General features: G+C 76.2%; 16 protein-coding genes. 12 read left to right on the top strand and 4 right to left on the bottom strand.

Going from position 1 to position 20,734, the window contains the following annotated elements:
• Positions 1–30: 30 nt before the first annotated feature.
• From AC0GKK_RS10290 to AC0GKK_RS10280, 3 genes are all read right to left on the bottom strand, one after another.
• The gene (locus AC0GKK_RS10290; RefSeq protein WP_062400521.1) at positions 31–657 is read right to left on the bottom strand and encodes a TetR/AcrR family transcriptional regulator; all 627 of its coding nucleotides are present in this window, start codon (positions 655–657) and stop codon (positions 31–33) included.
• Between the two features lie 102 nt (positions 658–759).
• A complete protein-coding gene (locus AC0GKK_RS10285; RefSeq protein WP_489884005.1) occupies positions 760–1,572 on the bottom strand; it encodes an HAD family hydrolase in 813 nt (270 codons plus the stop codon).
• 770 nt (positions 1,573–2,342) lie between these two features.
• Positions 2,343–3,527 carry a DUF8832 domain-containing protein gene (locus AC0GKK_RS10280; RefSeq protein ID WP_489883689.1) on the bottom strand — a complete coding sequence of 395 codons (1,185 nt, stop codon included), beginning with the start codon at positions 3,525–3,527 and terminating at the stop codon, positions 2,343–2,345.
• A gap of 125 nt (positions 3,528–3,652) precedes the next feature.
• On the opposite strand from AC0GKK_RS10280, the gene AC0GKK_RS10275 reads away from it, so the two are divergent.
• The 3 genes from AC0GKK_RS10275 (at position 3,653) to AC0GKK_RS10265 (ending at position 7,350) form a co-directional block, all read left to right on the top strand.
• Positions 3,653–4,675: an alpha/beta fold hydrolase gene (locus tag AC0GKK_RS10275; RefSeq protein WP_489883688.1), complete on the top strand. Its 1,023-nt coding sequence runs from the start codon at positions 3,653–3,655 to the stop codon at positions 4,673–4,675.
• Positions 4,676–4,736: 61 nt separating this feature from the next.
• Entirely contained in the window at positions 4,737–5,909 is a 1,173-nt protein-coding gene (moeZ, locus tag AC0GKK_RS10270; RefSeq protein WP_489883687.1) for an adenylyltransferase/sulfurtransferase MoeZ, read from the top strand.
• A 229-nt stretch (positions 5,910–6,138) separates the two neighbouring features.
• A complete protein-coding gene (locus AC0GKK_RS10265; protein WP_489883686.1) occupies positions 6,139–7,350 on the top strand; it encodes a hypothetical protein in 1,212 nt (403 codons plus the stop codon).
• A 498-nt stretch (positions 7,351–7,848) separates the two neighbouring features.
• Here AC0GKK_RS10265 and AC0GKK_RS10260 read toward each other — a convergent pair whose 3' ends face one another.
• Positions 7,849–8,340, bottom strand: a complete 492-nt coding sequence (locus tag AC0GKK_RS10260) for a hypothetical protein (RefSeq protein ID WP_489883685.1) — start codon at positions 8,338–8,340, stop codon at positions 7,849–7,851.
• Positions 8,341–8,549: 209 nt separating this feature from the next.
• Between AC0GKK_RS10260 and AC0GKK_RS10255 the strand changes: the two genes are divergently transcribed.
• The 9 genes from AC0GKK_RS10255 to AC0GKK_RS10215 all read left to right on the top strand — a co-directional run bounded on the left by AC0GKK_RS10255 (position 8,550) and on the right by AC0GKK_RS10215 (position 20,664).
• Positions 8,550–9,377: a TIGR02569 family protein gene (locus tag AC0GKK_RS10255; protein ID WP_083474553.1), complete on the top strand. Its 828-nt coding sequence runs from the start codon at positions 8,550–8,552 to the stop codon at positions 9,375–9,377.
• A gap of 269 nt (positions 9,378–9,646) precedes the next feature.
• Positions 9,647–11,020 (top strand): nitrate/nitrite transporter, encoded by a 1,374-nt coding sequence (locus AC0GKK_RS10250; RefSeq protein WP_489883684.1) that lies wholly within the window; start codon positions 9,647–9,649, stop codon positions 11,018–11,020.
• 3 nt (positions 11,021–11,023) lie between these two features.
• A complete protein-coding gene (locus AC0GKK_RS10245; RefSeq protein ID WP_489883683.1) occupies positions 11,024–13,165 on the top strand; it encodes a molybdopterin oxidoreductase family protein in 2,142 nt (713 codons plus the stop codon).
• A gap of 326 nt (positions 13,166–13,491) precedes the next feature.
• Complete coding sequence (locus tag AC0GKK_RS10240; protein WP_489883682.1) at positions 13,492–14,931, top strand: FAD-dependent oxidoreductase; 1,440 nt, start codon at positions 13,492–13,494, stop codon at positions 14,929–14,931.
• An 11-nt stretch (positions 14,932–14,942) separates the two neighbouring features.
• The gene (gene nirB, locus AC0GKK_RS10235) at positions 14,943–17,486 is read left to right on the top strand and encodes a nitrite reductase large subunit NirB (protein WP_476653919.1); all 2,544 of its coding nucleotides are present in this window, start codon (positions 14,943–14,945) and stop codon (positions 17,484–17,486) included.
• Complete coding sequence (gene nirD, locus AC0GKK_RS10230; protein WP_405419088.1) at positions 17,483–17,878, top strand: nitrite reductase small subunit NirD; 396 nt, start codon at positions 17,483–17,485, stop codon at positions 17,876–17,878. Before nirB ends, nirD begins: the two co-directional genes overlap by 4 nt.
• A 106-nt stretch (positions 17,879–17,984) precedes the next feature.
• Positions 17,985–19,175, top strand: coding sequence for a uroporphyrinogen-III synthase (locus AC0GKK_RS10225; RefSeq protein ID WP_482636653.1), 1,191 nt, complete (start codon positions 17,985–17,987; stop codon positions 19,173–19,175).
• Positions 19,172–19,879 (top strand): sirohydrochlorin chelatase, encoded by a 708-nt coding sequence (locus tag AC0GKK_RS10220; RefSeq protein WP_476653922.1) that lies wholly within the window; start codon positions 19,172–19,174, stop codon positions 19,877–19,879. The genes AC0GKK_RS10225 and AC0GKK_RS10220 overlap by 4 nt, the downstream gene beginning before the upstream one ends.
• A gap of 2 nt (positions 19,880–19,881) precedes the next feature.
• Positions 19,882–20,664 (top strand): putative protein N(5)-glutamine methyltransferase, encoded by a 783-nt coding sequence (locus AC0GKK_RS10215; protein ID WP_489883681.1) that lies wholly within the window; start codon positions 19,882–19,884, stop codon positions 20,662–20,664.
• The last annotated feature ends 70 nt before the right edge of the window (positions 20,665–20,734 follow it).

Genomic DNA, 20,734 nt, shown 5'->3' with positions numbered 1-20,734 from the left:
GCCGCCCGCCCCGCCGCCGGGGCCGGGCCGTCAGATCTGGTCGAGGCCCTGCTTCGGGAACCCGGCGATGCCCCGCCAGGCCAGCGAGGCCATCAGCGCCACGGCCTCGTCGCGCGGGACCCGCTGGTCGGAGTCCAGCCAGAACTGGGCGCCGACCTGGCTCAGCCCGACGAGACCGACGGCGAGCAGCCGCGCACGGTCCTGGTCCAGCCCGGCGTCGGTGGTGACCGCGCCGGCGACCGCGTCGATGCAGCGGTCCAGCGCGCTCTCCACCAGCGCCGCGGCCTCCGGGTCGCCCCGCAGGTCGGACTCGAACACCAGGCGGTAGGCCTTGCCCTCGCCGGCGACGAAGTCGAAGTACGCCGCGACGGCGGCCTGCACGCGCTCCTTGTTGTGCTCGGTCCGCTCGATGGCGTTGGAGACCCGCTCGACGAGCTCCTCGGCGTAGGTCGTGAGCAGCGCCTGGTACAGCTCCAGCTTCCCGGGGAAGTGCTGGTACAGCACGGGCTTGGAGACGCCTGCCCGCTCGGCGATGTCGTCCATCGCGGCGGCGTGGTAGCCCTGGTCGGCGAACACGTCGCGGGCGGCCAGCAGCAGCTGGGCGCGCCGCGCACCGCGGGACAGTCGTGCGCCCCGTGGCGTGGCGGTTCCGGTCATGGGCCCCCTACCTCTCACCCGTCGTGGGAATACCCTACTAGCAGGTAACCGCGTTGACGAACGATCCGTGAACGGGCTTCTCCGCAGAAGGGTGACAACCTCTCACGATCGGCGGCGCGGGCCCCGGGCGGCGATCCCGAGCGCACCGAGGACCGGCACGGCGGCCACCACGACCGCGGGCGTCCCGAGCACGGCGAGGACCACGCCGGCGACGGCGAGCACCACGGCCGCACGGACGTACGCGCGGACCTGGGCCCGCGCGCGGCGGGCGATCAGCAGGGCGGCGGCCACCTCGGCGGGGCCGCCACGGGCGCAGATCCTCTCCGATCCGGGTGCGGGCACCACGACCGGGTCCGGCCGCGCGCCCGGACCGTCCTCGGACCCGGGGCCGGCCCCGTCGTCGGTGGGCCAGGGCACCAGCTCCACGGCCAGGTCGGCGGCGGCCAGGGCGGCCTCGTCGGTGGCCGGGTCGGCCGCCACCGCGACCGTGCGGCCGCGTACCCGCAGCCCGGCGACGGCCGCGGCCCGCGCCGCCGCGTCCAGCCCCGGGCGGACGGCGTCGGGGTCGGCCGGGTCGAGACCGGACGCCGCGGCGAGGGCACGGGCGGCGCCGTCGTCGTCGGGGGTGAGCAGGACCGGCGCGACCCCGGCCGCGGTCAGTTCCGCCACCCCCGGTCGGGCCGCGGGGTGCGGCGCCCGGGGCAGCGCGAGCACGGCGCGGGCGCACCCGTCCCAGGCGACGACGAGGACGGCGCGGCCCTCGGCTACCGCCCGCTCCCGCTCCGCCGACAGCGGCGGGGGCACCCGGATCCCGTGCTCGGCCAGCCAGTCCGGGCCGCCGAGCAGGACCGCGTGCGCGACGACGGTCGCCGTGGCGCCGCCGTCGCCCGGGCCGGGCTCCCGCAGCTCGGCCACCAGGCCGGACACCCCGAGGCCGGGCTGCTCGTCGGCCTCGGCGACGTCGGGCACCGGGCCGTCGACGGCGTCGGCCAGCGCCCGCGCCGCGACGCGCAGGTCCGACCCGGGCCGCGCGCCCGCCGCGACCGACGCGGCCAGCCGCAGCACCAGCGCGGGGTCCTCGCCCCGTCCCGCGTGCACGGTGACCGTCCCGGGGCCGGTGCCGGTCAGCACGTCCGGCCCGGCCAGCGCGACGGTGTCCACCCGGCCCACGAGTCCCGGGCCGCCCGCGGGCCCGGTCCAGCCCACCGGCTCGCGACGCCCGGGCAGTGGCGACGGCAGCCGCACCGTGTCCCCGCCCGCCCGGTCCGCGGCCCGCAGCGCCGCCGGCAACGCGGCCAGCAGCGGCACCGGGCAGGCCCCGACCAGCACCGCGATCCCGGCCGGGACCGCGACGGGCCACGGGGTGCCGGTGCCCGCCGCGAACGCGGTCACCGCGACCGCGGCCAGCGCCGCGGGCGGGGTGAGCAGGGCGCTCCACCGGTCCGCGACGGTGCGCAGGCCCGCGCGGACCTCGTCGGTATCCCCGTCGGCCGGGCGCCCGGTGCGCTGCACCGCGGCCGCGACGACGGTCAGCACCGCGGCGGCGCCGGGCAGCAGGACGGGCCCGGCGAGCGGGTCGGCCGGCACCGCGCCCGGACCCGCGGGCGAGACCGCCGCGACGGCCAGCACCGCGGCCGGCCACCCCAGCGCGGCGAGCACGGCCGCCGCGACGCCGGTCTCGGCGGTCACCGTGCCCTCCCGCAGCCCACGCCCGGCGACGCGCAGACCGGGGCGCCCCGTCGTCGCGACGACGGCGAGGGCGACCAGCAGGGCGGCCGCCGCGCAGGGCGGGGCCCACGCCGCGCCGGCGAGTGCCGGGCCGGCGAGCGGCAGCAGCAGGGCGAGCAGGGCCGCCACCGGCGGGGCGACGGCCCGCAGGACCGGAGGCAACCGCCGTCAGCTCCCCGGGCGGTCGGGAGCGTGAACTCGCACGACCGCAGCACACCGCCGGAGCGGTAGTCGAGGAACAGCCGGTAGCTGCCCGGGGCGGGGACCGACACCGCGAACGCCACCCCGGGGCCGGACCGGTCGGTCGCGGCCGCGCCGGTGATCTCGGGACGGACCGGGAACCGGGCCAGGTCGCCCTGGCGGACCGCGGTCATCCGGCCGAACGCGCCGCCGTCGACGGGCTCGAGGTCGGTGACCGGGGTGCCGTCGCGCCCCACCGTCGCGAACAGCCGGGACTCCCCGCCGGGGACCAGGGCGCCGTCGAGACGGACCTGCTGGTCACTGCCCCCGCAGAGCCCCGCCCGGTTCTCGGACGGGAAGGTGAAGGCACCGTAGGTACCGGGGACGTGCAGGTCGGCCCCGAGGTCCAGGTGCGGGCCGCCGGTCGGGGTGAACCCGGCGTACAGCCGCCACACGCCCTGGCCGGGGAACCGGACCGGCGCCCGCCACACGCCGTCGGGGCCCTGGGTGGCGCGCAGCCGCATGTAGCCGGCGACGTCGCGTCGCAGCACGGCGACGTCCATGACCCCGGAGCCGTCGGACGGGGCGTCGAACCGGGTCACCGGGGCGCCGTCGGAACCGGTCACGGTGAACGCGACCTCGGTGGGCTCGCTCCAGGGGTGGACGGTCCCGACCGGGGTCAGGGTGTAGCCGGCCGCGGTGGTGAGCACGCCGCCCGCGCCGGTCGTCGCGTCGCCGGTGGCCAGGCCGGCCGCGAGGACGCCGTCGTCGCCGCGCTCGTCGCCGGGGTCGCCGCCGGCCCGCGTGTCGGCGGCCGGGGTCGCCGAGAGGGTGCCCACCGCACCGCCCGCCGTCCAGGCCGCGGTGAACACCAGCACCGACGCGGCGCCGAAACCGGCAAGCCGGGCCGCGGCCGATCCCGCGATCCGCCCCATGCCCACCTCCTCCGTCGCGTCGTCCACGGGGTACAACGTCCGGCGGGCGATCTCGTTGCGCTCCGTGGAGCGCCGGATGCGGACGGTGATCACAGCGAGACGGGGATCACCCGGCGCGGCGGGTGACGCGCACGACACGTCATGCTGGTCGGATGGTCGCCGCCCCGTCGATGTCCGTTCACCCGCCCGTCACCGTGCCCGCCCCGGTGACGGCGCCGGGTGCCGCGACGTCCCCGGGCACCGCGGGACCGGCGGCCGCGGAACGGGCCGCGGCGGAGCGCCCGCCGTGGCCGGGCCGCGCGGTCACCTCCGGCGGGGTCACCCTGCACGTGCGTGAGACCCCCGGCTCCGGCGACACCGACGCCGTCTACGTCCACGGGCTCGCCGGGTCGGCCACGAACTGGACCGACCTCGCCGGGCTCCTCGCACCACGGGCGGCCGGCCTGTCCGTCGACCTGCCCGGGTTCGGGCTGTCCGAGCCGACCGCCGTCGCCGACTTCGGCCCGGACGGCATGGCGGACGCGCTGCTGTGCTGGCTGGCCGGGCGTGACCGCCCGGTGCACCTGGTCGGCAACTCCCTCGGCGGCGTGATCGCGACGACGGTGGCGGCCCGCCGTCCCGAGCTCGTCCGCAGCCTCACCCTGGTCTCGCCCGCGGTGCCGGACCGGCGCCCCGACCCGCGACGTCTGTCGGACCCGCGGATGGCGCTGGCCATGGTGCCGCTGCTCGGGCGCGGCGCGCGGCGGGCGCTGGCCGAGGAGCCGCTGCGGACCCGCGCCGAGCGGATCGTGAAGGTCTGCTTCGCCGACCCGCAGCGCGGCTCCGCCCGCCGGCTCGAGGAGCTCATCTCCGAGCACGAGCACCGCGCGACGCTGCCCTGGGCCGGCGCGGCCACCGACGGCGCCACCCGCGGTCTGCTCGGGCTGTGGGCCGGGCGCGAGATCTGGCGCCGGATGGCCCGGGTTCGGGTGCCGTCGCTGGTGGTGTGGGGCGAGCAGGACCGCATCGTGTCCCCGCGGCTGGCCGCGCGGACCGCGGCCACACTGCCCGGGGCGCGGCTGCTGGTGCTGCCCCGGGCCGGGCACGTCGCGCAGATCGAGCGGCCCGCGGCGGTGGCCGACGCCGTCGCCGCGCTGTGGGACACGGTGCCGGTCGGAGCGGGTGCGGGAAGATGACGCGCACGTGGCGCGTTGAGACGCCCTGAGACCCGCACGCAACCCGCGAGGAGTGGACAAGATGGCGCTACCGCCACTGGTGGAGCCGGCAGCCGAGCTCACCAAGGACGAGGTGGAGCGGTACAGCCGCCACCTCATCATCCCCGACGTCGGGATGGACGGGCAGAAGCGCCTGAAGAATGCGAAGGTGCTGGTCGTCGGCGCGGGCGGCCTCGGCTCGCCCGCCCTGCTGTACCTGGCCGCCGCGGGCGTCGGCACCCTGGGCATCGTCGAGTTCGACGTCGTCGACGAGTCGAACCTGCAGCGTCAGGTCATCCACGGCCAGTCCGACGTGGGCCGCCCGAAGGCCGAGTCGGCCCGCGACTCGATCCGCGAGGTCAACCCCTTCGTCGACGTCCGCCTGCACAGCGAGCGCCTCACCAGCGAGAACGTGCTGGACGTCTTCCGGGACTACGACCTGATCCTGGACGGCACCGACAACTTCGCCACCCGCTACCTGGTGAACGACGCGGCGGTGCTGCTCGGCAAGCCCTACGTCTGGGGCTCGATCTTCCGTTTCGAGGGCCAGGCGTCGGTCTTCTGGGAGGACGCCCCGAACGGGCAGGGCCTCAACTACCGCGACCTCTACCCCGAGCCGCCGCCGCCCGGGATGGTCCCCTCCTGCGCCGAGGGCGGCGTGCTCGGCGTGCTCTGCGCGTCGATCGGTTCGATCATGGCCAACGAGGCGATCAAGCTGCTCACCGGGATCGGTGAACCGCTGCTCGGCCGCCTGGTGATCTACGACGCGCTGGAGACCACCTGGCGGCAGGTGAAGATCCGCAAGGACCCGGAGACGCCGAAGATCACCGAGCTGATCGACTACGAGGCGTTCTGCGGCACCGTGACGCAGGAGGCACAGGACGCGGCCGCCGGCAGCACGATCACCGTCGGCGAGCTCAAGCAGATGATCGACGCGGGCAAGGAGTTCCAGCTCATCGACGTCCGCGAGCCGCACGAGTACGAGATCGTGAAGATCCCGGGCTCGGTCCTGATCCCGAAGGACCGGATCCTGTCCGGTGCCGCGCTGTCGGAGATCGCCCAGGACAAGCCGGTCGTGCTGCACTGCAAGTCCGGCGGCCGGTCCGCCGAGGCCCTCGCCGCGCTGCACAAGGCCGGGTTCCGCGACGCCGTCCACGTCGGCGGCGGGGTGCTGTCCTGGGTCAAGCAGATCGACCCGTCGCAGCCCACCTACTGACCGGGGCCGACCCGCTCCGCCCTACACCGACGGCCGCCGTCACCGGTACACCCGGGACGGCGGCCGTCGCCGTTCCTGGTGTGGCATAGCGTGACCGCTTATCGATCGCACGCGACCGTCCGAGTGAACATCGTCCGTTCAGCCCTGCATTTCGCCCGTTGGGCGAAACATGTCGACCGATCGCCGCGACATGGGGATGCACGCGATCACTAGGTCGGGAGGACGCTCGGTGGAGGACTCGCTGCGCACATGCGCCCTGCAGGGGTGCGACGCACCGTTGGAGCCCACGGGGGACGTGTCCGGCGACCGTCCACAGCGGCGCTACTGTTCCGCCGCCCACCGGCTGGCGGCCCGCCAGGTCCGCCGGGCCGCGGCACAGGCGGCGGGGGACCAGCGGCTCGCCGACACGCTGCCGTGGCTGCGTGAGCCCGAGGCCGTCGAGGCCGACGAGCGTGTGGAGCCCGCCCGGCGGGGGACGGCGACCCGTCGTCCCGTGGTGGCGCGGCAGGCCGCGTCGGCGGGCCCGGACCGACCCGGACCGCTGCGTGCCCCGCGCAGCCCGCTGCGGCACCGGCGCACGCTGGCCCTGATCGGGGCGACGGCCGTGCTCCTCGGCGGGTACGCGCTGACGACCTCGCCGGCGGTGACCGGGGCCCCGGCGCCGCAGGACCGCACCGCCGACCAGTGGGCCGGGCAGGCCCGCATCGCGCTGGCGGCGCTCGACGACAAGCTCGGGACGCTCAACGCGAGCGAACGGACCTGGCAGGCGTCCGCGCACGAGTCGGACCGCACCCCGGCCGCGGTCGCGAAGCTGCAGCAGCAGCGCGACACCCTGCTCCAGCAGCGCGCCGCCCTGCAGTCGCAGCTGCAGGTCTACACGTCCCGGCAGGACGCCGTGGACGCGCTGGCCGCCGCCGAGCAGCAGCTCGCCGAGATGGACCGGATCGTCGCCGACCTGCCGCCGGCCACCCGCCGGACTCCCGACCAGATGGCCGCGGCCGCGTCGCTGGAGGAGCAGCGCGACCTGCGCGCCCGCAACCGCGACGCCTGCGCGGAGCGGCTGGCCGCCATCGATGACGGCATCGACCGGGCCCGCACCGCCCCGCTGCCCGGCGACGGCGACGAGACCGAGAAGGTCTCCGACGACGTGCTGGCCCTCGCCCGCGGCGAGGATCCCGCCAACCCGGAGCCGTCCGGGGTGCGCCGCAACCCCGAGGTCCTGGCCGGGGGCCGGGAGACCGCCGGGGACCGCGAGCGCGACGACGTCGGCACCGGTGGCCCGCCCGACCCGCGGGGCCCGCTGGACGAGACCCGGCCGCGGGCCGAGGGGCCGGAGGGCGCCTCGGCCCGCGGGCCGGGCAGCACACCCGGCCGGGACGCGGGTCCGGGGAGAAGCTCGGTGGTGCCGTGTCCGGTGCCGCCGACGGCGTCGCCGGCCTGACCGGCGGCGAGCCGGGCCCCGGCGACGGCGCGGGCTCCGGCGCGGGTTCGGGCGCGGGTTCGGGTGCGGGTTCGGGCGCCGCGACGAAGGCCGATCGGGCCGAGGTCGTATCGGCGTCGTCCGAGGGGCCGGTCAAGAAGGTCGGAAACGGCGTCGGCGAGGCCGCGCAGGGCGTCGGGGACACCGCCGAATCGCTGGGCCGGGGTGTCGACGACGTCGCGGGCGGGCTGACCGGGAAGAAGTCCGGCTCGGGTTCCGGCGGCTCGGACGCCGGCTCCTCCGGTCCGTCCGACGAGGCCCCCGCCCGGTCCGCCCCCGCGCCGCGGAAGGACCCCGCGCCGCGGGAGGAGCCCGCGCCGCGCGCGGCCGCGTCCCCTGCGAGCCCGCCCGCGTCGACCGCCCCGGCGGAGAGCCCGGCACGGAGCGCTCCGGCTCGGGAGCGCAGGGGTCCGGCGGGAGCCGCGGCTCCGGCGGCATCGTCAGCGCCGTGGCCGGGTCCTACGTCGAGTCCGCCATGGGGCGGGAGGCGGCGGCGCCGGTGCTGGCGGAGGCCGACCGGCAGGCGGCGGAGCAGATGGCCGAGCGCAGCGGGTCCTCCGGGGCCCGGTCCGGCGGCTCGTCCGGCTCCTCCGACGGCTCGGGATCGGACTCGCGGTCCTCCGGCTCCCGCTCCTCCGGATCGGACTCCGACTCCGGATCCTCGGGGTCGCGGTCGTCCCGGTCCTCGGACTCCGGTTCGTCCGCCCGGTCGTCGGACTCGGGCTCGTCGTCGTCCCGGTCGTCCGGCTCGGGCTCCTCGTCCTCCTCGGACTCGGGGTCGTCGGACTCGGGGTCGTCGGACTCGGGGTCGTCGCGGAGCAGCGGCTCGGACGACTCCCGCTCCTCGTCCTCGGACTCCGGCTCACGGTCGTCCGGGTCGGACTCGGGGTCGGACTCGGGCGGCGGCAGCTCCTGGTACTGACGGTGTCGCCCGCGGTGGCCGGCTCCCACGGCCGGTCACCCGGGCCGGCCGTGTCACCGGGCCGTGTCACCGTGCCGGCCGTGTCACGGGATCGACCGCCTCACCCGGCCGACGGCCCCGCCCGCCCCGCCCCACCGGCCCCGATCGGTCCACCGTTCACCCGATCGGTCGTGGCGCGTCGCGCGGTTCGGGCGTGGCGCGACGAACGCGGGCCGGTGACGCGGGTACCGTCCACGCTGTGACCGCTGCCCGCACGCTCGCCACCGCGCCGGCCGCGAGCGTCCTGCCCGAGCACGTCCGCACCGCCTTCGGCGTGCGCGAGACGTCCCCCCGTCCCGTCGTGTGGGCGGGCCAGCGGGCCTGGCAGTGCGGCGACGTGCTGCTGCGGCCGGTGTCCGACCACGTCGTCGCCGCCTGGTCGGCGACGGTCCTGGAGAACCTCGAGGTCGACGGCGTCCGCCTCGCCCGCCCCGTCCGCAGCTCGGACGGCCGGTGGGTCGTGGGCGGCTGGGCCGCGTCCCGGCACGTGCCCGGCGTCCCCGAGCCGCGGCACGACGAGGTCGTCGCCGCGTCGCTGCGGCTGCACGCCGCCACCGCGACCGTGCTGCGCCCGCGCCTGCTCGACGACCGCGACGACCTGCTGTCCCGGTCCGCGGCCGCTGCGTTCGGCGAGCGCCGCCTGGACCTGCACCCCGAGACCGGCGGCCGGCTGTTCGCCGAGCTCGCCGCGCACCGCCGCACGATCCGGCTCACCCCGCAGGTCGTGCACGGCGAGCTGTTCGGCGCCATGCTGTTCGACCCGACGGGGCGGCCCGCGGTGCTCGACCTCGTGCCGTTCTGGCGGCCCGCGGAGTGGGCGGCGGCGGTCGTCGTCGTCGACGCGGTCGCCTGGGGCGGTGCCGACGAGGAGCTGATCGAGCGCTGGTCGGAGCTGCCCGAGTGGCCGCAGTCGCTGCTGCGGGCGGTGCTCTACCGGCTGGCCCTGCACGCCCAGCACCCGGACGCGACGACCGAGTCGCTCACCGGGATCGAGCGGGTCGCGAGCCTGGTCAGCCGCCGGCTCTGACGGGGCCGCTCCCGGCACGCCGCTGCTCACCGGCGCCGCGGGGAACACGGGGACGCCGTTGCGTCCCCGGCCGACCCGGTGCACCACCGGGTGGGCGGCGCGTTCTGCGACGCCCCGCTCGGCGTCCCGATGCGCCGGGGCGGCTCACAGCCGTCGCGACACCCGTGTGAGACAAGCGTTGCGGGGGTGTCACACGGGGCCACCCGTCGGAAACTGGGGGTCCCTAGCGTCGTCGACGACGTGACCGCCGGCGATCAGGAGACCGATCCGTGACCACCACCTCTGCCCCGGGGCGCCGCATCGGCGGCCGCTGGATCGACCACTGGGACCCCGAGGACGAGGGGTTCTGGCAGCGCACCGGCTCGGCGATCGCCCGTCGCAACCTGTGGCAGTCGATCTTCTCCGAGCACATCGGCTTCTCGATCTGGACCATCTGGTCGGTCCTGGTGCTGTTCATGGGGCCCGAGTACGGGTTCACCGCGGCGCAGAAGTTCTTCCTGGTCGCCGTACCCACGCTGGTCGGGTCGATCCTGCGGCTGCCCTACACCTTCGCCGTCGCCCGCTTCGGCGGCCGCAACTGGACGATCTTCGCGGCGTCGTTGCTGATCGTGCCCACGATCCTGGCGATGGTCGTGCTGGAGCCGGGCGTGTCGTACACGACGCTGCTGGTCGTCGCCGCGGTCGCCGGAGTCGGCGGCGGCAACTTCGCGTCGTCGATGGCGAACATCAACGCGTTCTTCCCGGAGAAGGAGAAGGGCTGGGCGCTGGGGCTCAACGCCGGCGGCGGCAACCTCGGCGTGCCGGTCGCGCAGCTGCTCGGCCTGCTCGTGATCGCCACCCTCGGCGCAGGCTCCCCGCGGGTGCTGCTGGCGGTCTACCTGCCGTTCATCGTGATCTCGGCGTTCCTGGCGTGGAAGCGGATGGACAACATCGCCGCGATGTCCAACGACACCGGCGCCTTCACCGAGGCCTGCCGGGACCGCCAGACCTGGATCATGTCGTTCCTCTACATCGGGACGTTCGGGTCGTTCATCGGCTACTCGTTCGCCTTCGGCCTGGTCCTGCAGAACCAGTTCGACCGGACGCCGCTGCAGGCCGCCGCGGTCACCTTCATCGGCCCGCTCATCGGGTCGCTGATCCGCCCCTACGGCGGCAAGATCGCCGACCGGTTCGGCGGTGCGGTCGTCACGCTGTGGAACTTCGTCGGTATGGCCGTCGCCACGCTGGTGATCATCTTCGCCTCGGGGATCGAGTCGCTGACGCTGTTCACGATCGGCTTCATCGCCCTGTTCACGCTGTCCGGCGTCGGCAACGGGTCGACCTACAAGATGATCCCGGCGATCTTCACCGGGCGGGCGCGCGTCGCGATCGCCGGGGGCGCGGACCGCGGGACCTCGTTCGACACCGCGCGACGGCTCTCCGGCGCGGTCATCGGCATCGCCGGCGCGGTCGGGGCGCTGGGCGGGCTGTTCATCAACCTCGCCTTCCGCCAGTCGTTCATGACAGTGCAGTCCGGCACGCCCGCGTTCTGGAGCTTCCTGGCGTTCTACGTCCTCTGCATCGGCGTCACCTGGGCGGTGTACCTGCGCCCGCGCGCCGCCCTGGTCGGGAGCACCGAGGCCGCCGCGATGGCCCGGGTCTGAGCCGTGGGTCCGGACGACCGGACCGCCACCCACTGCCCGTACTGCGCCCTGCAGTGCGGGCAGTGGGTCGGCCCGTCCGGCGAGGTCGACGCCCGTGACTTCCCGACCAACGCCGGGGGCATGTGCCAGAAGGGCTGGACCTCCGGCGCTCTGCTCACCCATCCGCAACGCCTGACGTCGCCGCTGGTCAGGACCTCGCGGACGGCCGGTTTCGCCGAGACCGGCTGGGACGACGCGCTCACCGGCGTCGCCGCGCGGCTCGCCGCGCTGCGTGCCGAGCACGGGCCCGACTCGGTCGCGGTGTTCGGCGCGGGCGGGCTGACCAACGAGAAGGCCTACCTGCTCGGGAAGTTCGCCCGGGTCGCGCTGGGCACCAGCCAGATCGACTACAACGGACGGTTCTGCATGTCCTCGGCGGCCGCCGCGGGCAACCGGGCCTTCGGCGTCGACCGCGGGCTGCCGTTCCCCGTCACCGACCTCGACGACGCCGAGCTGGTCGTCCTCGCCGGCGCGAACGTCGCCGAGACCATGCCGCCCCTGATGTCGCACCTGACCGGCGCGCGCCTGGTCGTCGTCGACCCGCGGCGCACCCCGACCGCGGAGCGCGCGCTCGCCTCCGGCGGGCTGCACCTGGCGCCGCGCCCGGGCACCGACCTGGTCCTGGCGCTGGGGATGCTGCACGCCGCCGTCGTCGACGGGCACCTCGACCTGTCCTACGTGGACGACCGGACGACCGGTTTCGACGACGTCTGGGCGATCGCCTCGCAGTGGTGGCCCGAGCGCGCGGAGCGGGTCTGCGGCGTCGCCGCCACCGACATGCGCACCGTCGTGCGCTGGCTCGCGGAGTCCACGCGGCGCTACGTGCTCACCGCGCGCGGCGCCGAGCAGCACGCGCACGGCGTCGACACCGTCGCCGCGTGGATCAACCTGTCGCTGGCGCTCGGCCTGCCCGGCCGCCCCGGATCCGGGTTCGGGACGATCACCGGGCAGGGCAACGGCCAGGGCGGGCGCGAGCACGGACAGAAGTCCGACCAGCTCCCCGGCTACCGGCACATCACCGATCCGGCCGCCCGCGCGCACGTCGCACGGGTGTGGGGGGTGCCCGAGCCCTCGATCCCCGGGCCCGGCCGCAGCGCCGTCGAGCTCCTCGACTCCCTCGGCCGCCCCGGCGGGCCGAAGGCGCTGCTGGTGTTCGGCTCGAACGTGCTCGTCTCCGCGCCCGACGCCCGCGCCGTCGCCGAGCGGCTCGACGCACTGGATCTGCTCGTCGTTGCCGACGTGCTGCCCGGCGAGACCGCGCTGCGCGCCGACGTCCTGCTCCCCGTCGCCCAGTGGGCCGAGGAGGAGGGGACCATGACCAACCTGGAGGGACGGGTCCTGCGCCGCCGTCGCGCGCTCGCCCCGCCGCCCGGGGTGCGCACCGACCTCGAGGTGATCGCGGGACTGGCCGCGGCCCTCGACGCGCCGGGGGAGTTCCCCGCCGATCCGCGGACCGTGTTCGACGAGCTGGGGCGCGCCTCGGCCGGTGGGATCGCCGACTACGCGGGCGTGTCCTACGACCGGCTCGACGCGGGCGAGGCCCTGCACTGGCCGGTCCCCGCCGACGACCACCCCGGGACCCCGCGGCTGTTCACCGAGCGCTTCGGCCACCCCGACGGACGCGCCCGGATGCTGCCGGTCGACCACGTCGAGCCGGACGAGGGCACGGACGCCGGCTTTCCCCTGACCGTGACGACCGGCCGGGTGCTGGTGCACTACCAGTCCGGTGCGCAGACCCGCCGGGTCGCCGAGCTGGCGGAGGTGTCGCCGGAGGTCTTCGTGGAGGTGCACCCGGACACCGCCGCCCGGCACGGTCTCGGCGACGGCGACCTGGCCGACGTCGTGTCCCGCCGCGGGACGACGACGGCGCGCGTCCGCTGCGTCACCACGCTGCGCCCGGACACGGTGTTCCTGCCCTTCCACTTCGGTGGGGCGGGGGCGGCGAACAACGTCACCAACCCTGCCCTGGATCCGGTGAGCCGGATGCCGGAGTTCAAGGTGGCCGCGGTGCGGCTGGAACCCGCCTCGACGGACCGGGACCCGTCCGACGGATCCGGCACCGCCGCCGAGCTGAGCCCCACCGGCGCGGGTCGGTCCGCGCGCTGATCCGCTGCTCGCGCGCGTCGGGACACGCGCGAGCAGCGGATCACCGCGCGCTCTGCGGATCACCGCGCGCTCTGCGGATCACCGCGCGCTCTGCGGATCACCGCGCGCTCTGCGGATCACCGCGCGGACGGTGGGCTCCGCGGCCGTTGCGCAGGCGCACCTCGCACGGTCCCACCCCACCTCGCAGACCCTGCAGAGGCTGCGAGGGGGAGGAACCGCTGCGAGGTCCCGGCTCACGGAGGGCGCCCGCCGAGAATGAGGACCTCGTAACGCCCGTGCAATGGCCCGCGTTCTGCCCGTAACCCCCCGTTCCTACCGTCGGTGTCATGAGCAGGCGCGTGGTGGTGATCGGGCACGGCATGGTCGGCGCCCGTTTCGTGGAGGAGGTCCGCCGGCGCGACCCGGACGGCGAGCGGGTGACGCTCACCGTCCTCGGCGCGGAGTCCCGCCCCGCGTACAACCGGGTGCTGCTGTCCACCGTGCTCGCCGGCGGGCTGCGGCCCGCCATGGTCGCGCTGCCCGTCGTCGACGGCATCGCCCTGCACACCGGCGTCGCGGCGACGGCGCTCGACCGGACCGCGCGCGTCGTCCACGCCGACGACGGCACCGTCCACCCCTACGACGAGCTGGTCCTCGCCACCGGCTGCCGCGCCTGGCTGCCGCCGGTCGACGGTCTCGCCGACCCCGGGGCCCCGGAGGTCCCGGCCCGCGGCGTGAGCCTGTTCCGCGACCTCGAGGACTGCGGGCGCATCCTCGACGCGGCCGCGCCGGGCGCGCGGATCGCCGTCGTCGGGGGCGGGCTGCTCGGGGTCGAGGCCGCCAGCGGGCTCGCCGGACGCGGTGTCGCCGTCACCCTCGTGCACCCGCGCACCCACCTGATGGAGCGCCAGCTCGACGCGGGCGCCGGTGAGGTGCTCGCGACCGCGCTGCGCGGGCTCGGGGTCGACGTCCGCTGCGGTGTCGGCGCCAAGGCCTGGGACCCCGAGGCCGGCCTGGACTGCGACGACGGTTCCCGGATCGCCGCGGACCACGTCGTCGTCGCCGCCGGGGTGCGCGCGAACAGCGGGCTGGCCGCCGACGCCGGGCTCGCGGTCGACCGGGGGATCCTCGTCGACGACCGTCTCGCCACCGCCGACGGCCGGGTGCACGCCCTCGGCGACTGCGCGCAGCACGCCGGCGCCCCGGGCGGGCTCGTGCAGTCCGGCTGGGAGCAGGCCGCCGTCCTCGCCGACCTGCTGACCGGCACCGACCCGGCCGCGCGCTACCGCGGCACCCGCCCGGTCACCCGGCTCAAGGCGCGCGGCATCGACCTCGCCGCCCTCGGCGACCCCACCGCGGGCGACGAGGAGCTGCGTGTCTCCGACCCCCGCCGCGGCCGCTACGGCGTGCTCGCGCTGCGCGACGACCGCGTCGTCGGGGCCGTCCTCATGGGACTGCCAGACGCCGCCGCCATGATCACCGGGCTCTACGACTCCGGCGCCCCCGCTCCCTCCGACCGGCTCGCGCTGCTGCTCGGCCGGGCCCTGCCCGGCGAGACGTCGCCCGCCACCGACCCGGTCCGGATGCCGGGAAGTGCCGTGGTCTGCCGCTGCAACAGCGTCACCAAGAACGCGCTGGTCACCGCGTGGCGCGCGGGCGCCCACGACGTCGACGCGCTGTCGCGGCGCACCCGGGCCGCCACCGGCTGCGGGAGCTGCCGCGACGTCGTCTGCGGGATCCGGGACTGGCTGGCCGACATCGACCCGCCGCAGGAGAGCGCGGCATGAAGGAGCAGAGCATGAGTCGTCTGGTCGTCGTCGGGAACGGCATGGTGGGCCACCGCCTCGTCGCCGCGATGCGGGACCGGGACACCGCCGGGGACTGGGAGATCACCGTCCTCGGCGAGGAGACCCGCCGCGCCTACGACCGGGTCGCCCTGTCCTCCTACGTGGACGGACGCTCCGAGGAGGAGCTGCGCCTCGACGACGACGAGCTGCGCGGCGACCCGCTGGTGACCTACCACCTCGGTGACGCCGTCGCGACGGTCGACCGCGACGCCCGCCGCGTCACCACCGCGTCCGGCCGCACCCTGACCTACGACGCGCTGGTGCTCGCCACCGGCTCCTACCCGTTCGTCCCGCCGGTCCCCGGCAAGGACCTGCCCGGGTGCTTCGTCTACCGCACCCTCGACGACCTCGACGCGATCAAGGCGGCCGCCGCGGCCGCCGCCGACGACCCGGGCCGCAGGGGACGGCCGTCGGCGATCGTCGTCGGCGGCGGGCTGCTGGGCCTGGAGGCGGCGCGCGCGATGCGGCTGCTCGGGCTGTCCCCGCAGGTCGTGGAGATCGCGCCGCGGCTGATGCCGGTGCAGGTCGACGCGGGCGGCGGCGCGCTGCTCGAGCGGCTGGTCACCGCGCAGGGCATCGCCGTGCGGACCGGGGTGTCGCTGGCCGCGGTGTCCACCGACCGCGGCCGGCTGGTCGGGACGCTGTCCGACGGCGTCGAGCTCGACGCCGACCTGGTCGTGTTCTCCGCCGGCATCCGGGCCTCCGACCAGCTCGCCCGCGACTGCGGCCTGCCGGTCGGCGAGCGCGGCGGCGTCTGGGTCGACGACCGCTGCCGGACCCGTGACGACGCCGTCTGGGCGATCGGCGAGTGCGCCGCGCTGGAGGGCCGCACCTACGGCCTGGTCGCCCCCGGCTACGCGATGGCCGAGGTCGTCGCGGACCGGCTGCTCGGCGGCGAGGCCCGGATGACGCCCGAGGAGCTGGACATGTCCACCCAGCTCAAGCTGCTCGGCGTCGACGTCGCCAGCTTCGGCGACGCGCACGCGGTCACCGAGGGCGCGCTGGAGATCGTCGTCAACGACCCGGTCGAGGGGACCTACTCCAAGCTGGTCGTGTCCGACGACGCGTCCACCCTGCTCGGCGGTGTCCTGGTCGGCGACGCCTCGCGCTACGGCGCGCTGCGCCCGCTGGTCGGGTCCCGGCTGCCCGACGACCCGGTCACCCTCATCTCCAAGGGCGGCGCCGAGCCCGACGCGTCCGCACTGCCGGACTCGGCCCAGATCTGCTCGTGCAACGCCGTCACCAAGGGCACGCTGTGCGCGGCGATCGCCGACGGTGCGCACACAGTGCCGGAGCTGAAGGCGTGCACCCGCGCCGGTACCACCTGCGGCTCGTGCGTCCCGGCGCTCGCCCGGATCCTGGCCCAGCAGGGCGTCGAGGTCTCGAAGGCCCTGTGCGAGCACTTCGACCACTCCCGCGCCGAGCTCTTCGAGATCGTCGCCGGGGCGGGCATCACCTCGTTCTCCGCGCTGATCTCCCGGTACGGCCGCGGGTCGGGCTGCGACATCTGCAAGCCGGTCGTCGGGTCGATCCTCGCGACGCTCTACAACGAGCACGTCCTCGACGGCGAGCGCGCGACCCTGCAGGACACCAACGACCACTTCCTCGCGAACATGCAGCGCAACGGCACCTACTCGGTGGTGCCGCGGATCGCCGGTGGCGAGGTGACCCCCGAGGGCCTGATCGTCATCGGCGAGGTCGCCCGCGACTACGGGCTCTACACCAAGATCACCGGTGGACAGCGGATCGACATGTTCGGCGCCCGCGTCGAGGACCTGCCGGCGATCTGGCGCCGCCTGGTCGACGCCGGGTTCGAGTCCGGGCACGCCTACGGCAAGTCGCTGCGCACCGTGAAGTCGTGCGTCGGCACGACCTGGTGCCGCTACGGCGTGCAGGACTCGGTCGGCCTCGCCGTCGAGCTGGAGCTGCGCTACCGCGGGCTGCGCAGCCCGCACAAGCTCAAGTCCGGCGTCTCCGGTTGCGCGCGCGAGTGCGCCGAGGCCCGGTCCAAGGACTTCGGCGTGATCGCCACCGAGCACGGCTGGAACCTCTACGTCGGCGGCAACGGCGGCTTCACCCCGCGCCACGCCGAGCTGCTCGTGTCCGACGTGGACACCGCGACGCTGGTCCGGACGATCGACCGGTTCCTGATGTTCTACGTCCGCACCGCCGAGCGGCTGCAGCGCACCGCGCCGTGGATCGAGGCGATGGAGGGCGGGCTGGACCACCTGCGCGCCGTGATCGTCGACGACTCGCTCGGCATCTGCGGCGAGCTCGACGCCGCGATGGCCCGTCACGTCGACTCCTACGCCGACGAGTGGGCCGGCGTCCTGGCCGACCCGCAGAAGCTGGAGCGGTTCGTCTCCTTCGTCAACGCGCCCGACACCCCCGACCCCACCGTCCGGTTCGTCGAGGAGCGGGGACAGAACGTCCCGGCCCCCGGCCGTCCCGACGAGCCCGTCCTGATCGGCCTCCCGGAGGTGTCCTCCCGATGACCACCCGGCTCGACGCGACCACCACGACCACCGCGCCCGCCCCGGCCGGGACCGAGCCCACCGGCTGGCTCACCGTCTGCCCGGTGGACCGGCTGCAGCCCGGCCGGGGTGTCGCCGCACTCCTCGGCGACACCCAGGTCGCGTTGTTCCGTCTCGCCGACGGCTCGGTGTACGCCCTGGACAACATCGACCCGTTCACCGGGGCCGCGGTCGTCTCGCGCGGCATCGTCGGCGACCGCGGCGGCGAACCGACCATTGCCTCGCCGCTCCACAAGCAGGTCTTCGCCCTGCGTGACGGCCGCTGCCTCGACGGTGCCGACGGCGACGCTGTGAGCCTGCCCGCGTTCGCGGTGCGGGTCATGGGCGACGCGCTGCAGGTCGGGCTACGGTGAACGGGCCTTCCCGCACCGTCGTGCCCACCACCACCCGCGACGCTCCCGGCGACCTCCGCGCGTCCTCCGCGCCGGCCGGCCGGGGTTTCGGAGGAACGGAGAACCGGTGACCCGATCCGCCGCACGAGACACCGCCGCCGCGCCCGACGCGGCCCCGGTGCCACCGCTGGCCGGGTTCACCGTCGGCGTCACCGCAGCCCGGCGCGCCGAGGAGCTCGCCACGATGCTGGAGCGCCGCGGCGCGACCGTCCAGCACGGGCCCGCGCTGCGCATCGTGGCCCTCGCCGACGACGCCGACCTCGAGAACCGCACCCGCGAGCTCGTCGCGGCACCACCGGACATCACCGTCGCGACCACCGGGATCGGCTACCGCGGCTGGATCGAGGCCGCCGACGGCTGGGGGCTGGGCGAGGACCTGCTCGCCGCGCTCGGCCGCTCGGAGATGCTCGCCCGCGGCCCCAAGGCGCGTGGCGCGATCCGCGCGTCGGGCCTGGTCGACGCCTGGTCCCCGGAGTCGGAGTCCACCGCCGAGGTGCTGGAGCACCTGCTCGACCGCGGCGTCGAGGGCAGCCGGATCGCGGTGCAGCTGCACGGCGAGCCGCTGCCCGACGTCGTCGACGCCCTGGAGATGGCGGGCGCCGAGGTCGTCACGGTGCCGGTCTACCGCTGGGCACCGCCGCTGGACCTCGGCCCGCTGGACCGGCTGATCGACACCACCCTGGCCGGCGGGATCGACGTCCTGTCGTTCACCAGCGCCCCCGCCGCGGCCGGGATCCTCGCCCGCGCCGGGGAGCGCGGTCTGCGCGAGGGCCTGCTCACCGCGCTGCGCGGCCCCGTGCTGGCGCTGTGCGTCGGCCCGGTCACCGCGGCACCGCTGGAGGCACTCGACGTGCCGACGGTGCAGCCGCAGCGCTCCCGGCTCGGCGCGATGGTGCGGACCTGCGAGTCCGTCGCCCCGGCCCGCGCCCGCAGGCTCCCGGTCGGCGGCCACCACCTGGAGGTGCGCGGACACGCGGTGCTCGTCGACGGCACGCTGTGCCCGCTCCCGCCGACGCCCATGGCACTGCTGCGGCTGCTCGCCAAGCGCCCCGGCCGGGTCGTGTCCCGCGCCGAGCTGCTCGCCGCGCAGCCTGGTGGGGCGGGCGACGAGCACGCCGTCGAGAACGCGATCGGCCGGCTCCGCGCGGCGCTCGGCGTCCCCGGCCTGGTGCAGACCGTGGTGCGCCGCGGCTACCGGCTCGCACTCGAACCCGAGCACGGCGCGCACTGCGCCGAGGACCCGGAGGTGACCCGGTGACCGGGCTCCCGCTGCTCCTCGTCGCGCACGGGTCGCGCTCCGACGCCGCCGACGCGGTGATCCGGTCGCTCGCCGCGGCCGTCGCCGCACATGGCCCGCAGGTCGAGATCTGCTACGTCGACGTCCGCGGTCCCACGGTCGTCGACGCCGTGATCGGGCTGCGGGACCGCGGCCACGACGGCGCCGTCGTCGTCCCCGCGTTCCTCGCCGCCGGCTACCACGTGCGCACCGACCTGCCCGCCCAGCTCGCCGAGGTCGGCGCCGACCCGGCCCGGTTCCCGGTCACCCGCTCCATGGGGCCCGACCCGCTGCTCGCCGCCGCGGCCCTGGACCGGCTGCGCACGGCCGGCTACCGCGACGGCGACGCCGTCGTCCTCGCCGCGGCCGGCTCGTCGGACCCGTCCGCCGTCGCGCAGGTGCACGCGAGCGCCGGAATGCTCGCCCGCCGGGTCGGCCGTCCGGTCCCGGTCGGGTTCGCCGCCACCGGCAGCCCGTCGGTGACCGAGCTGGTCGCCCGGCTGCACGACGCCGGGGAGCGGCGGGTCGCGGTCGCGTCCTGGCTCCTGGCCCCCGGTGTCTTCCAGACGCGGCTGCTCGGATCGGGGGCCGACGTCGTCGCCGACCCGCTGGGCGTGCACGACGACGTGGTGACCGCCGTCCTCAAGCGCTACGCCGCCGGGGCCGCCGCGGTGCTCGCGGCCTGACCGTGCCCCGGCCCGACCCGGACCTGGTCCCCCGGCTGCGGGCGGCGGGCTGCGTGTTCGCCGAGGACGAGGCCGCGCTGCTCGCCGCCGCGGCCGCCGGGCCGGAGCTGGAGGTGCTGGTCCGGCGCCGCATCGCCGGGGAGCCGCTCGAGCACGTCCTCGGCCGGGTGGACTTCGACGGGCTGACCGTGCGGGTCACCCCGGGGGTGTTCGTGCCGCGCCGTCGCAGCGAGGCGCTGGTGCACGCGGCCGTCGCCGCGTTGCCGGGCTCCGCGCATCCCGGGCGCCCGCTCGTGGTCGACCTGTGCTGCGGCTGCGGGGCGCTCGGGGTCGCCGTCGCGCGCCGGGCCGCCGTCGACCTCCACGCCGCCGACGCGGATCCGGTCGCGACCGCCTGTGCCGCGCAGAACCTGGCCGGGGTGGGGACGGTGCACACCGGTGACCTGTTCGCCGCGCTGCCGACCGGACTGCGGGGACGCGTCGACGTGCTCGTCGCGAACACCCCCTACGTGCCCAGCGGCGCGATCGGCTCGATGCCCCCGGAGGCCCGCGACCACGAGCCCCGCACCGCGCTCGACGGCGGCCGCGACGGCCTCGACCCGGCCCGCCGGGTGGCCGCGGGGGCGGGGGAGTGGCTCGCGCCGGGCGGGGCGCTGCTGATCGAGACGGGCACGGCCCAGGCTCCGGTGCTGGCACAGGTGTTCGGCGGGCACGGGCTCGTCGCGCACGTCGGGCACGACCAGGACCGTGACGCGACCTGGGTGCAGGGCCGCGCGGCGCCCTGATCGGCCGCCCCTTTGCTCTGCTCACCGATACGCAGCACCCTCGCAGTCCCGTCGAGCGTCGCCCGGCGCA

It is taken from the genome of Pseudonocardia sp. P-1 (assembly GCF_058111925.1).
This window is presented reverse-complemented; position numbering and strand designations above follow the sequence as displayed.